We start from the raw sequence: 14,182 nt of genomic DNA, 5'->3' as shown, positions 1-14,182 counted from the left end.
TATCGATTCACATCATTTTTGCTTTTTTCCAATTACCGAATCGGTAGTAGAGGAGCGAAAGAATAACAGCAGTGATGAATCCTATTGGAAAGCTCCACCATATAGCGTCAATTCCATACATATTTCCAAGTATATAAGCAGCGGGAGTTCTAATAACCCACAAGGCTGTGAACGTAATAACGAGAGGTGCTGTAACAGAGCCAGCTGACCGCATCACACCTGAAAGAACAAAAGTAATTCCAAATAAGATAAATCCCCATAATGTAATGTTATTAATCTCCATCCCAATTGTAATAGCATGACTGTCACTTGGAAGGAATAACGACAATGCCTCTCGGTTAAAGAGATGAATGATAATAACTAAGAAGCCCGTAAGTGAGAAATTAAAGAAAATTCCTGTCATCGTTGTCTTATGTACACGGTCCCATTTGTTAGCCCCGATATTTTGTGCTGCCATAGAAGAAACAGCGGCACCTATTGCCATTGCAGGCATTAGTACGTAGTTAGATAGTTGTGCAGCAGCCCCGTATGCAGCAGTTGCTTCAGCACCATAAGAATTAATAAGACTTATTAATGCGAGTCCACTAGATGATACGACAATCATTTGTAGCCCCATTGGTATACCTTTAAAGACAAGAGCACGGACAATAGGGAGATCTAGTTTCAATAAATGAAATTCTGCTTTCGTAATACGTAGGAAGTATTGTTTCTTATATAAGAATACAACGAGGCATATTAATGTAATGAACTGTGCAATAACAGTTGATAAAGCAGAGCCTGCAATACCCATATTTGGAATTGGCCCAAAACCAAAAATCAGAATAGGATTTAGGATAATATCTAGTATGACGCAGATTATTAAGAAATAAAATGGTGTTTTTGAATCACCAGAACCGCGAAGAATTGTCATGATGAAGCTATACGCATACGTAAATGGTATACCTAGAAACATAATATTTGCATATATTGTTGCTAGCGGTAAAACACTATCCGGTGTTTGCATAAAGCGCATAATGTCTGAGGAGAAAATAATACCTAAGGCTGTAATAAGTAAGGATAAGATAAGAAAGAATGTTGCACTTGTTCCAACTACTTTCTTTGCTTGTTTCAAGTCTTGTGCACCAACATTTTGTGCAACGAGAATACTAGAAGCCATTCCGATCCCGAAAATCGTACTTAAGAGAAAAAACATAATGTTATTTGTATTTGAAGTTGCAGCCAAGGCACTTTCACCAAGGAATTTACCGACCCAAATGGAGTTAATGGATCCGTTCAATGATTGCATAATGTTTCCTAGCAAGACAGGCATCGCAAAGAAAAATAATGTCTTGCCTATCGGTCCTTCTGTTAATGGAACTTGAGCTTTTGTTGCAGCACTCCCCACACGTATTTTCTCCCTTCATCTATATATTCTTTTTTATCTTATATTACGTCTTTTGATTGCATAAATTCAAGAAATTAATCTTATGTACTATTAAAATATTTAATCATTATATAACGGCTAAGTGATAATGATTAATTACAAAGGAAATCGCTTGAAAAAATCGTTTTTTGCAAAAACTAGACTTTTATCGTATAATAAAGGGAGTATTTGTGAAAAATAGAAACAGCAATTGCGTTTACTTCGTTTAATATCGGTATAGATAATAAAAGTTGTTAACTAAAGAACGTTAACAACTTTTTATTATCTGGAAATGCTGTAGTACGTATGTCTCACATAAAAGGAGTGGTACGAATGTATCGAAATAAGAAAGATCCTTCACAACCAGAAGCAGAGAGAGAGAATATTGCAGTTTGGGAATGTGAATCAGATGATTGTTTAGGATGGATGCGTAAAGACTTTTCTTTTGCAGAAGAGCCAGCTTGTCCTTTATGTGGAGAATCAATGAAGAGTGGCGAGCGCTTGTTATACAAAATATAAGAAGAGCGTTGTATTTTTAATTAAACAAGGGAGAGAGCTTATTAATTATAATGGGTTCTCTCCCTTGTTTTTAATATAGGGAAAAGTAAGATGATTCATGCTTATTTTCCTTTTTTATAAATTGGAATCGATTACATATTAGAAAGTTGAAAATAATAGTTGTCAAAGCGCATCCATTTACTGTACATTAATTTCAACAACAAAGGAAGAAGGAGAAGACAGATGACGCTTATTACTATTTTTGTATTTATTGGAATTATAGCAGCAAGTATTTCAGGAGCGTTAATAGGCATTAAAAAACAATTAGATTTATTTGGTGTTATATGTCTAGCTGTCCTTACATCATTAGGTGGAGGTATTATACGTGATTTGTTAATCGGGCGTATTCCACCAATTGCATTCATTGAACCGTCTTATTTCTTTACTGGTTTAGCAGCCGCGTTATTTGCATGGGTATTCTATCATCATACAGATCAGTTACGTGCTGTTATTTTGATTTCAGATGCAGTTGGACTGGGGGTATTTACTGCTGTTGGAGCCAGTGCTGCAATTGAAATTGGTATGGATAAACCTTTTATTGTAATTTCAATGGGATTAATTACAGGTATTGGGGGCGGGGTATTACGAGATGTTTGTTCGAAAGAAATACCATTCGTCTTCCGAAAAGAAATTTATGCGATTGCTGCAATAATTGGAGCAGCTAGTTTGTACGTAACGTATGATTATGTTCCACAAATCATTTCGTTATATATTTGCTTAACGGTAACTTTTATGATCCGTATCATATCTGTTTGGTATAATTTAAACTTTCCAGTCATTAAAACCAAAATTTCACCAAAACATGTGAAATTCCGTCTACATAGCAAGGAAACAACAATAATACGTAAGTCGAATAAAATATAAAAGGGTCCTTCCATCATTCTTCTTCGCGGTTAGAGGAATAATTGGAAGGTTTTTTTCTGTTATTTAATAAATTAAAAAGTGTTTTGGAAGCGTTTGTTTTCTAAACATAATTAATATAACGAAAAAAGCTAGTTATCAGTCTTTTATTTTGGTATATTTTAACTAGGTAAATTTTATTTAATAAAGTTATTAATTGATAGCGAGGTAATGAACATGTTTTGGAAAAAAACGGACAACGTAGATGAAATCAACGTATTACAAGCTAGAATTGAAGAGTTAGAACAGCAATTAATAGAGAAAGAAAGAGAGAAAAGTGAATTTTCGAAAGCTCTCTATCAAGAATTAGTTGCTACGATTAATCAACACGAGGTAGTAAATGGTCAGCATGGCACTTTAGGTACATTATTAGGAGAGTTAAATACTTGCTTTAACAAAGTAAGTGAAACAACGCACACGTCGAGAGATCTAACGAATGAAATGATGACAAAAGGCCAAACGCTCATTCACTCTGCCGAAGAGATGGCGAAGTCTTCGACAGAAGGAAAAGATGCTGTTTATAAATTATTAGTGATGATTAATAAGCTAGGAGAACAGTCTCAAGAAACATCTGTTAGTATGAATAATTTAAGTGAACGTTCGAAAGAAATTGAGCAAATTGTTGAAGTGATTAACAATATTGCGGCACAAACGAACCTTTTAGCATTAAATGCAAGTATTGAGGCAGCACGTGCTGGTGAACATGGAAAAGGTTTTGCTGTTGTTGCGAACGAAGTACGTAAATTAGCAGAAAGTACAGCAGAAAGTACAAAGAATATTGGTAACTTGACGAAGAAAATTCAAGAAGAGATTGAAAGGGCTTACGATAATACGAAAGATAATATCGCACTTGTATATGAAGGTGTTGAGATGAGTGCGGATACAAATGCAAAAATTGAAATGATTTTACATATGACGAATAATTTGAAAGCGGATGTAGAAGTAGTTCTTCGCTCGATGAAAGAGCAAGAAGTTTGCAATGAAGAAGCAATTAATAAATTTAAAGAAACAGAACGAGTATTTGACAAAGCAGATGAAGTGATTCGTCATCATGTGGAAGAATCGGAAGATGTAGATATGAAGTTACAGCATAGTCTGCAGAAAGTAACGAATGTATAATTTTTGGAGCCAGCAAAACAAGAAATGAACTAGTGTATACGTTTTATTTTATTGCTGAAAAATAGATTATACGATTAGTAGAGTGGCCCATTCGTATGGAGGGGAAAAATGAATAGTTCTATTTTGCAACAAGAACGTATACGTACATTGGATATTATTCGTGGTATTGCTATATTAGGGATATTCCTTGTGAATATTCCTGATATGCTCGGTAATTCAGCTTATCATGTACATAATTGGAGTGGTCCAGATAAGTACGTTAGATTTTTCTATGATTTATTCGTTCAAACAAAGTTTTATACAATTTTTTCATTTTTATTTGGATTAGGTTTTTATATTTTTATGAGCCGCGCGGAAGCGAAAGGGCTACGCTATAATGTACTTTTTGGAAAGAGGATTTTCTTCTTATTTGTTTTTGGTGTTATTCATTGTGTTTTCTTATGGAGGGGAGACATTTTGCACACGTATGCAATGGGAGGACTCTTTTTACTTCTCTTTTATCGTTGTGAAATAAATACGATTAAACGATGGACTATTACATTCTTTATTATAGCTCATACATTTGGTCTTGCTTTAATGCAGTACGCTTCGGTAATAATGGACAAGTTTCCACAACAGCCACATTATTTTGTTGATTGGACTAAGTGGGCTCAAGTTCGAGCGAGTGAGCTTTTTGGGGAGAGATTGTTAGGGGAATTGCTACTTTTACCAGAAATATTAGCACTCTTCTTATTTGGCTTCTATATTGGGAAGAAGAGTATTTTTTCTAATGTGGAGAATTATAGAACGACTATACGAAAATGGCAATTAGTTTCTCTTGCAATTGGAATAGTGTTCTCTATCCCGATTATTAATGGTTTTTTAAGTAACGATATATATGTATCAAAAAATTATTATGCGTGGATTCTTTTAAGTGGTAAGGCATTAGCGGTCTTTTATGTAACAACAATTATGTTAGCGAAAGCAAAGTGGTTACGTTATTTCGGTTATGTAGGACAAATGGCACTTACAAATTACATGATGCACACATTGGTTGGTGTTGTGTTATTGTCAGGCCTATTGAAGCAAACAGGAAATATGTCACTTATGGTACAAGCTGGCATCGTTGCCTTCGTCTATATTGTGCAAATATGCATAAGTAAATGGTGGCTTAGCCGTTATCGATTCGGCCCATTAGAATGGTTATGGAGAACTGGAACATATGGAAAAGTACAGCAGATGAAAAAAAGAAAAGGTAGTAGAAATATAAGAGAAGCACATTAATCGTTTACGAGATACAACGATTAATGTGCTTTTTTGTAGCTACAAAGTATTATTATATTCTCCCTAATAGTGGTTAATAATGATATGTGTATGTATTATTATTGAAAAGGAGTAAAGTCATGCAAAAGAAAAAATATCGTATGTTCTTTCTTATCACATGTTGTTCTATTTTTATTTGGAGTGGGTGTCAAGATAATCAATCGATAAACAATAGTACAAAGCCCTTAGAGGCAGAAGGGAATACAGCTGTAAATGAAACAGTAAAGATGATGACGAAAGAAGAAATCGTCAAAGAGATTGAGGAGAAATATAAAGGGAAGGTAACTGATATTGAAGTAGAAACGACATCAACATATGAAGTGGACCTTATTGTTGGATCAGAGAAACGAAAATTAATAGTTAACGGTTCAACAGGAAAAGTGATGTCCGATAAAACGGACGGGCAAGTAGTAACCCCTCAAGTTCCGCCTAAAGCACTAACAATTACAAAGGAAAAGACGGAAGAGATTGCACTACAACAATCTGGTGGTGGATATGTATTGAAAACAGAATTAGATCTGGATAACAATATGAATACATATGAAGTAAAAGTTGTAAAAGGCAACATAAAGTATGAATATGAAATTGACACAACTACTGGGAATATCGTGCAGTCAAAACAAGAATAAGAGAAAGAAAAAATCTGTGCATCGTATGCACAGTTTTTTGTGAATGAATGTACACCTTGTTAAATGTTAATTTCACTAAAATATTCAAAATAATAAAAAAGACATGATATAATAATTCTGTTGTTCCAAAAAATATTACATATAAGGAGTGTTTTTCGATGAAGAAAACTAGCATTCTGGCAGCTGTTATTGTGTTAGGGAGTTTAACTGGAGTCGCACAAGCATCACCTGTAGTAGAAAATACGAACCAACATCAAGTAGTTTCTGATCAAAGTGTAGAGAAATTACCTATTAAACTATTTGTAGGAACACCTATATTCTTTGAAGGTAATGATGTAAAACCTGCAAGTGGATATGGAACAGTATACGATATTATTCCGGCAGAGAATGGATTTTATGTGAAAGGATTAGCAGTTGGAACAGGTTATATTAGTATCGATGGTGTAAAGCGCAAAGTCGAAGTTGCATATCTTCATCCAGGTCCAGACTTTTCTAATGTAGAAAAATAATAGTCTATAAGAGGGATTTTGTGAAGATTGACTGTGTTCCGTGCACGTCAGAAAATACCTTATATCTATATGCAAATATCTTATCCTTTGATGAGGAACCGAATAATAAATATGAATAGGATGAAAGAAAAAGGATTGGTTAAACCAATCCTTTTTTTGTATGATAATAAGAGGAAAATGTGGAATGTAGGAAGGGGGATATTACCGTGCAAGTAAATAGAAAAAGGATACCCTCATTAGATATGATTAGAGGAGTAGCTTTAATTGGCATATTAGTATCACATTCGATTTTGTTTCACGCTGCAACAATTGATATCGCTAGTATAGATTCATATATGCGGTTATTTATTGTATTATTTATCGATACAAAATTTGTTGCAATCTTCTCTTTCTTATTTGGATATGGGTCTTTTCTTTTCATCATGAACGCAAGGAGAAATAACACAGATGATAAGAAACTATATAGAAAACGATTAGCTATTTTATTTCCGATTGGGTTTGTTATGTATGCTATTAATCCACATATTGCACCGATTTTAATGTTATATGTAGTCATTGGTTATATACTCACTTTTGTCTTTGATAAGACAATTGGTACAATTGGAGTGGTGATAATAATGCTATTCATGCTTGATATGATAGTTATTCTATTCATGGAAAAGTCATTTTTTATTCATTATTGTCTTGTTGTTTTTACAATGATGTTACTAGGATATTATGTTGCTAGACTGGATGTAGTGAGTAAGGTTGAAATATATAGAAAGAAATTGTTAATTATAGCTAGTTGTAGTGTTATCGTTACTATTTGTGGTCTAGGCTTAGCACTTATGTATTATCAAAAAGGGACCCTTATACGCTATGAAAATAATTTTGTAGAGTTTACAACGTTATATATGTCTATGTTGTATATAATGGCTTTATTTTTTTGGTTTCGTAGAAGGTATGTAAATATACTAGCTACATATGGAAGGTTATCGTTAACAAATTATATTATTCAAAGTATCCTTATTATTTTAATTGCACGAATCATGCCAGCCTTCACACAACCGATGGCGACTATTATTACCATTTTACTTGTGTTGTCTATTACTGTTATTCAAATGATTTTTAGTATAGTTTGGTTGAAATATTATATATCTGGACCGGTAGAATGGATATGGAATTGGTATACATATACATCAACATCAGCAAAAAAACGTCTGTCATAAAGATGACAGACGTTTTTTTATAGTGTAATTGCTGCAATTACACCGAAAATAATGAGTGGAATATTATAGTGCAGGAAAGTAGGTACACATGTATCCCAAATGTGATTATGCTGCCCGTCTACGTTTAGTCCAGCAGTAGGTCCTAATGTACTATCAGAAGCTGGCGATCCAGCATCTCCTAATGCTCCTGCTGTCCCAATTAAGGCAATGGTTGCTAATTCGCTGAAACCAAGTTGCATGCATAGTGGAACGAATACAGCTGCAATAATTGGAATCGTAGAGAAAGAAGAACCGATACCTAACGTAATTAATAACCCAATAATTAGCATAAGTGTAGCAGCAAGAATTTTATTGTCGCCGATAATGGCAGTGCTACTTGTTACTAACGATTCAATATGACCTGTTTCTCTTAATACAGCAGAGAATCCAGCTGCAGATAACATAACAAATCCGATGAATGACATCATCCTCATACCATCTGTAATTGTTTTGTCTGCTTCTGAGAATTTCACACAACCAGTGATAATTAAGATAATTACACCGGATAGTGCTCCGAAAATCATCGAATCTGTTAACAGTTGCGCAACGACTGTTGTAATAACAGATAGGGTTGCAAATACAACGTTTAATTTTGAGTAGGTTACTTCTGCTGGTTTATCTTTCATTTCTTGATTGTCTTTGTACTGACGGGGCTTTCGATATGTAATGAAAGCTGCAACACATAGACCAACAATCATTCCTAATGATGGAATTGTCATCGCCTCTACGATAGATTGGCTTGTAATAAGCATTCCGTTCTCTCGTAAGTTCGTTTGAATAATATCATGGAATATCTTCCCGAATCCAGCTGGTACCCACATATATGGTGTTACAAGTCCAAATGTGATTACAACAGCGATTAGACGACGATCAACTTCTAGTTCATTCAATACTTTGAGTAATGGTGGAATGAAAATAGGGATGAATGCGATATGAATTGGTATTAAGTTTTGTGAAGAGCACGATACAAATAAAATAACTAATACGAGTAGTACTTTTGAATATGCCTTCTTTTTTGAATCCCCATCTTTTTTAACTACTTTTAATGCACCTTGGATAAGCGCATCTGGTAGAGCTGTTTTTGATAAACAAACAGCGAAGCTACCGAGTAATGCATAGTTCAGTGCAATATTCGCATTTGAACCGACGTTTTGAGTGAAAATCTCTACTGTTTGATGCAGTCCAAGTCCACCGACGAGTCCACCAATAATTGCACCTACTAATAAGGAAACAACGACGTGTACTCGTAGGAGGCTCAAGGCAAGCATCGTAAAGATTGCGACTACAATAGCATTCATACTAATTACTCCTCTTAATTGAAAAATTATTCTATCATTATAATAAAGGAGCCAAAGTGTTGTAAATAAAAAGATTATTCGCAAAAATCAGCGAATAATCTTATGAGGCTTTTACGTTTTGCTTGTCCAGTATCACAACATCTTGATGGAAAGATTTATTGATACTACGAGCAAGTGTAGCGGAAATAATTACGCTTAAAAGTAAACCAGCAACGACATCTAAAATAGCGTGTTGTTTTACAAATATAGTAGATAGAATGATAAGAATTGCTGTCGTATCAATGATAAGAATGTTCGTTATACGTTTAATAGAACTTTGATGAATAGCGATAATCATCACAGCGCTAGTAAGTACGTGTATAGACGGAAAACAATTGAACGGATCATCTAAGTTATAAATATACGTAACAAGAGATGAGAATACATCTGTATCACTTATGACAGGTCGAGTAATAGTTGTTTGAAAGAAATAATAAACCAGGAAGCAAACTAGTTTACCAAGGATAACGCTAACCATTGTTATATAATATGTTCGCAAATCTTTTAATAGAAAGTAGAAGAAACATATTAATAGAAACGGAAACCATATTAAATAAGGAATAATAAATTCTTTTATATATGGAATTGTTGCATCCAGTGAAATCATAATATGAAATGCTTGCTCTTGATTATGTTTGTTTAGCATGTCATATAACGGACTTAAGGATAAGAACAGTAGCATAAGGCTTGATGGAATTACGTATCTCTTTATAAAATTCATCATTTTTCACCTACTTTTACAAGATTATTACAATAACCGTTATTATATGACGATATGCAAAGAAAAACAATGATAAACTTCTTACTGTTTCGTCAAAAAAAATAGATAAATAGCACTATAATTTAAATATTTACAATTTTCTGAACAAATGTTATATTCGAAATATCCCAGCGCAGGATGAGACGTGTATTGTCATAATATGATTTTTTTGAGTTTTTTGTTCTCAATAAAGCACTGGTGATAAAATTACAAAGGTGGGGGAAGGGGCTAATTATGAAAAAAAAGGGGAATAAAAAGGCTATTATAGCGATAGCGGCAGCTGTACCATTATTGGTAACTACAACGACAGTACCAGCATTTGCTGAAACGAAAAATCCGGTATCAGGGCTCACCAAGCCGGCAAATGGATTTGATATCAGAGATCAAATTAAAGCGAAAATTGAAGCGAATAAGCAAAAAGAGACAAAAACAGAGCAGAAGTTTGATATTAACAAGCTTATTCCTCCAGGTATGGAGAAGGCGGAAGTTACAAAAGACCCAACAGAAGAAGTACGTGTTGTTATTAAGTTGGAAGAAGCGCCAGCAATTGAGCAAGTAAAGACAGAGGGAATACAGTATTCAGCTGTTCCAAAAACAAAAAAAGATGAGATTATCGCTAAAATTAAAACAAAGCAACAAACTGTAAAAGAGAAAATCAAGGCCGAAGGGATTAAAGTTGATTACAAAGAAGAATTCCAAACAATCTATAACGGTTTTAGTGGACAAGTTAAATTTGGTGACGTTGAAGACTTGAAAAAGATTCCAGAAGTAGCCTCTGTACATATTGTAAATGAATATAAGCGTCCAGAAGTGAAACCGGATATGGTAACAAGTAATGAGATGGTACAGTCTCAACGTACATGGGGAGATTATGGATATAAGGGAGAAGGGTTAACAGTTGGTGTAATTGATTCTGGTATCGATTATACTCACAAAGATATGCAGTTAACATCACCATCAAAATCTGAACTCTCACAAGATAAAGTAGAGTCTCTTATTAAGCAAAATGGCTTAAAAGGAAAATTCTACACAAATAAAGTACCTTACGGATATAACTATTTTGATAAAAATAGTGAGGTACGAGACGTGGGGACTGGTGCTTCCATGCACGGACAACACGTAGCTGGTACAGTTGGTGCAAATGGTGATGAATCAAAAGGTGGCCTTAAAGGGGTTGCACCAGAAGCACAGTTACTAGCACTGAAAGTATTTAGTAACGATCCGAATTATGGTTCTACATTTGGAGATATTTACATTAAAGCGATTGACGACGCAATTAAATTAGGTGCGGATGTTGTTAATATGAGTTTAGGATCACCGGCAGGATTTGTATACGATGGAGATCCTGAAACGGAAGCGGTTAATAATGCAGTAAATAACGGTGTATTAATGTCTATTTCAGCTGGAAACTCAGCGCATTATGGAAATGGTCATGCGAATCCGCTTGCATCTAACCCAGACTTCGGCCTAGTAGGTGCACCAGGCGTAGCGGCTGATTCTCTGCAAGTAGCTTCTATTGAGAACACGCATATTCAGTTAGATAGTATGAGTATTAAGCTTGATGGCGGAGAAGCAACGAAATTTGCCTTCCAATCACAAGATGGACCAAGTGCAACAGCAGCAGGAAAGGATAAATCATTTGATGTTGTATATGCAGGTGACGGATCTGAATCCGCTTACAAAGATAAAGATGTAAAAGGGAAATACGTGTTAGTACTTCGTGAAGCTGCGAATCCGAACTATTCTGAAATTCAGAAGAAAGCAGAAGAAAAAGGGGCAGCGGGTATTATTATTCGCCCACGTGTAGATCATGGTGATTACACACGTATGTCATTATCTAACCCACAAATTCCAGTTGTATCAACAAGTATTAAAGATGGTAATGCGTTAAAAGATAGCTTAGTAGCAGGGAAGAAAGTAGCTGTTAATTTTGATGGCACAAAAGTATCATCTGCGAATGCAACAAGTGGACAAATGTCTGCTTTCACATCATGGGGCGTAACATCTACATTAGATTTCAAACCAGAAATTACAGCTCCAGGTGGGAAAATTTACTCTACATTAAATGAAGATAAGTACGGAACGATGAGTGGTACATCGATGGCAGCTCCACACGTAGCGGGTGGATCAGCACTTGTATTAGAAAGAGTGGACAAGCAGTTTAAGCTTACTGGTAAAGATAGAGTGTTAATGACGAAGAACCTGTTGATGAACACATCGGCATTTGTTAAGGAACAAGGTCCGTATAACAAACAATTAGGTTTAACAAATTATGTATCACCTCGCCGTGGTGGAAGTGGTATTATGCAACTTCACTCAGCAGTAACGACACCAGCTATTCTTGTAGATAGCAAAACAAATGAGGCAAAAGTATCACTGCAAGAAATAAACGGTAATAAAGCAACGTTTAAATTAGCAGTGAAGAACTTTGGTGACAAAGAATTAACGTATAATGTAAAAGGAAATGTGCAAACAGATTTAGTAGCAACAGACAAGAGCGGTGTGAATCGTATGACGTTAGAGTCCCAAGCATTGCAAGGTGCAAAAGTAAATGCGCCTAAGACTGTCACTGTAGCACCTGGCAAAACGAAAACATTTAACGTAACAGTTGATATTTCGAAAGCGAAAGTTCTAGATCCAGCGACATTATCCGGTGGGGTATCTCCAGAATCAGTATTTGAAAATGGTTACTTTGTAGAAGGCTTTGTAACACTAGAAACGCCTAACCAAGAAGAGCAACCATCATTGCACATCCCGTTCTTAGGTTTTAAAGGAGATTGGGGTAAAGCACCTTTATTAGATGGTACGGTATATGATGACAAGTCGTTCTACAATGTTTCTGGTTTAGTAGACGATGCTGGCACATATTTAGGACAAAACCCTGTTACGAAAGAATTAAAAAAGGATAAAGTAGCGATTTCTCCAAACGGAGATGGTAAGGCAGATTCTGTTACACCAGTGTTAACATTCTTACGTAATGCAGAAAAATTATCTGTTGCAATTACGGATGAGTCAGGAAAAGTTGTGAGAAAGATTCGCTCAGATGAATTATTTACAAAGAACTATTATGATGGCGGTCGAGGAAAAAAATATTACTACAACTCTATCCTTTCTTGGGATGGAAAAGTTAATAATAAAATCGCTGCAGATGGCAAATATTTCATTCAAGTGAAAGGTAAATTAAATGCAAACGAGGAAGAACAAACATTTAACTTCCCTGTAGCAGTAGATACAGTGGCACCAGATGTGAAAGCTGTTGTTGAGAATAATAAAGTATTAATTAACAGCGCAGATGCTGGTGTTGGTCTAAGTCATTATGCAATTGTGTACGTAGATAAGAATGGTGAGCCAATTGGAAAACCAACATTTATTGATAGCAGCACAACTGTATATGAATTGAAAGATGCAGTGCCGCAAGGGGCACAAGTAGTTGTTGTTGGTTTTGACTATGCAGGTAATGCTGGAACTGGTGTAGCAAGAGCGAAATCAGAAACAGTAGCACCGACTTTGGATTTAGTAACACCAGAGGCAATGAGTATTCACAAAAAGAAGGATATTCAGTTTACTGGAACGACTGGAGATGCTTCTGGTATCCAAGCGTTTAAGATTGCAGGGAAAGATGTTCCGTTAAAAGCAGACGCTTCTGGAAAGTTATTCTCCTTCACTCATTTATTAACATTTGAAGATGGTTTCCATAGTGTGCCAGTTTCTTCAGTTGATAAAGAAGGAAATGAGCTTGCATTTGAACGTAAATTCTTCGTAGATACAACACCTGCTAAATTAGCAGTTTCAAAGTATCCAACAAAAGTGAAGAAGAATCAAGCATCTGTGAAGGTTGATGTTACAATTGAAGACAATTTCCCAGAAATTCGCTTCCTAGTAAATGGTAGTGAAGAGTTCTCGAATAAAATGAAAGACTCTTACGAAATGAAAGGATTCAAGAAGACAGTGAAAGGCGTTGAGCTACTTCTTGAGCCAGGTGAGAATGTATTTGAGTTAGTAGTAACAGACCTTGCGGGCAATGAGACGAAGCAAGTAATCAAAATTACACGTGAGGGTTAAATAGTAGAAGAACACAGAGGGGATATCCTTCTGTGTTCTTATTGTTTTTGATTTTTCGTGTCTGTTGCTTTCTTTCTACTAGTCATCTATTTAAAAACTTTGTGTCATTCACCTGTTATTTTGCATATTCTTAATTATACTTTTTTACGTCCTATTTATTTGACCTTCTTTGTGTACTATTTTACAATCGTAGTATACAAAAAAGCATAATTATTATGCAAAAGAACGGTCAAAAGCAGTCTGGAAAAAGGATTGAGGTATAATTATTTACATATTCTGATAACTGTAATAATATAAAGTCATAAGGTATTGAAAAGTTTGTGAATTCTAACAATTCAAGACCAATCATATTCATCG

At 35.0% G+C, this 14,182-nt stretch carries 11 protein-coding genes; 8 read left to right on the top strand and 3 right to left on the bottom strand.

Going from position 1 to position 14,182, the window contains the following annotated elements:
* Positions 1-7: 7 nt before the first annotated feature.
* On the bottom strand, positions 8-1,384 hold the full coding sequence (locus IEV41_RS05520; RefSeq protein ID WP_229722152.1) for an MATE family efflux transporter: 1,377 nt from the start codon (positions 1,382-1,384) through the stop codon (positions 8-10).
* Between the two features lie 351 nt (positions 1,385-1,735).
* Between IEV41_RS05520 and IEV41_RS05515 the strand changes: the two genes are divergently transcribed.
* The 7 genes from IEV41_RS05515 (at position 1,736) to IEV41_RS05485 (ending at position 7,627) form a co-directional block, all read left to right on the top strand.
* A complete protein-coding gene (locus tag IEV41_RS05515) occupies positions 1,736-1,921 on the top strand; it encodes a cold-shock protein (RefSeq protein ID WP_188387416.1) in 186 nt (61 codons plus the stop codon).
* Positions 1,922-2,143: 222 nt separating this feature from the next.
* Positions 2,144-2,824: a trimeric intracellular cation channel family protein gene (locus IEV41_RS05510; RefSeq protein ID WP_188387415.1), complete on the top strand. Its 681-nt coding sequence runs from the start codon at positions 2,144-2,146 to the stop codon at positions 2,822-2,824.
* Between the two features lie 213 nt (positions 2,825-3,037).
* Positions 3,038-3,979: a methyl-accepting chemotaxis protein gene (locus tag IEV41_RS05505; RefSeq protein ID WP_188387414.1), complete on the top strand. Its 942-nt coding sequence runs from the start codon at positions 3,038-3,040 to the stop codon at positions 3,977-3,979.
* Between the two features lie 108 nt (positions 3,980-4,087).
* Positions 4,088-5,242, top strand: coding sequence for a DUF418 domain-containing protein (locus IEV41_RS05500; RefSeq protein WP_188387413.1), 1,155 nt, complete (start codon positions 4,088-4,090; stop codon positions 5,240-5,242).
* A gap of 119 nt (positions 5,243-5,361) precedes the next feature.
* Positions 5,362-5,910, top strand: coding sequence for a PepSY domain-containing protein (locus IEV41_RS05495; protein ID WP_188387412.1), 549 nt, complete (start codon positions 5,362-5,364; stop codon positions 5,908-5,910).
* A gap of 158 nt (positions 5,911-6,068) precedes the next feature.
* Positions 6,069-6,419, top strand: a complete 351-nt coding sequence (locus tag IEV41_RS05490; RefSeq protein ID WP_188387411.1) for a hypothetical protein — start codon at positions 6,069-6,071, stop codon at positions 6,417-6,419.
* 206 nt (positions 6,420-6,625) lie between these two features.
* The gene (locus IEV41_RS05485; RefSeq protein ID WP_188387410.1) at positions 6,626-7,627 is read left to right on the top strand and encodes a DUF418 domain-containing protein; all 1,002 of its coding nucleotides are present in this window, start codon (positions 6,626-6,628) and stop codon (positions 7,625-7,627) included.
* A 17-nt stretch (positions 7,628-7,644) separates the two neighbouring features.
* Here the strand turns inward: IEV41_RS05485 and IEV41_RS05480 are convergent, their stop codons facing one another.
* Together IEV41_RS05480 and IEV41_RS05475 are read right to left on the bottom strand one after the other, a co-directional pair.
* Positions 7,645-8,964 (bottom strand): Na+/H+ antiporter family protein, encoded by a 1,320-nt coding sequence (locus IEV41_RS05480; protein WP_188387409.1) that lies wholly within the window; start codon positions 8,962-8,964, stop codon positions 7,645-7,647.
* Between the two features lie 100 nt (positions 8,965-9,064).
* Entirely contained in the window at positions 9,065-9,727 is a 663-nt protein-coding gene (locus IEV41_RS05475) for a phosphatase PAP2 family protein (protein WP_188387408.1), read from the bottom strand.
* A gap of 270 nt (positions 9,728-9,997) precedes the next feature.
* On the opposite strand from IEV41_RS05475, the gene IEV41_RS05470 reads away from it, so the two are divergent.
* A complete protein-coding gene (locus tag IEV41_RS05470) occupies positions 9,998-13,825 on the top strand; it encodes a S8 family serine peptidase (RefSeq protein WP_188387407.1) in 3,828 nt (1,275 codons plus the stop codon).
* Positions 13,826-14,182 lie beyond the last annotated feature (357 nt).

The organism is Priestia taiwanensis (assembly GCF_014638355.1).
GTDB lineage: Bacteria > Bacillota > Bacilli > Bacillales > Bacillaceae_G > Priestia_D > Priestia_D taiwanensis.
This window is presented reverse-complemented; position numbering and strand designations above follow the sequence as displayed.

Bases quoted from the DNA above. Each gene is read 5' to 3' on its own strand.
- IEV41_RS05515 (WP_188387416.1), top strand. From the start codon at position 1,736: ATGTATCGAAATAAGAAAGATCCTTCACAACCAGAAGCAGAGAGAGAG.
- IEV41_RS05510 (WP_188387415.1), top strand. From the start codon at position 2,144: ATGACGCTTATTACTATTTTTGTATTTATTGGAATTATAGCAGCAAGT.
- IEV41_RS05505 (WP_188387414.1), top strand. From the start codon at position 3,038: ATGTTTTGGAAAAAAACGGACAACGTAGATGAAATCAACGTATTACAA.
- IEV41_RS05500 (WP_188387413.1), top strand. From the start codon at position 4,088: ATGAATAGTTCTATTTTGCAACAAGAACGTATACGTACATTGGATATT.
- IEV41_RS05495 (WP_188387412.1), top strand. From the start codon at position 5,362: ATGCAAAAGAAAAAATATCGTATGTTCTTTCTTATCACATGTTGTTCT.
- IEV41_RS05490 (WP_188387411.1), top strand. From the start codon at position 6,069: ATGAAGAAAACTAGCATTCTGGCAGCTGTTATTGTGTTAGGGAGTTTA.
- IEV41_RS05480 (WP_188387409.1), bottom strand. From the start codon at position 8,964: ATGAATGCTATTGTAGTCGCAATCTTTACGATGCTTGCCTTGAGCCTC.
- IEV41_RS05475 (WP_188387408.1), bottom strand. From the start codon at position 9,727: ATGATGAATTTTATAAAGAGATACGTAATTCCATCAAGCCTTATGCTA.
- IEV41_RS05470 (WP_188387407.1), top strand. From the start codon at position 9,998: ATGAAAAAAAAGGGGAATAAAAAGGCTATTATAGCGATAGCGGCAGCT.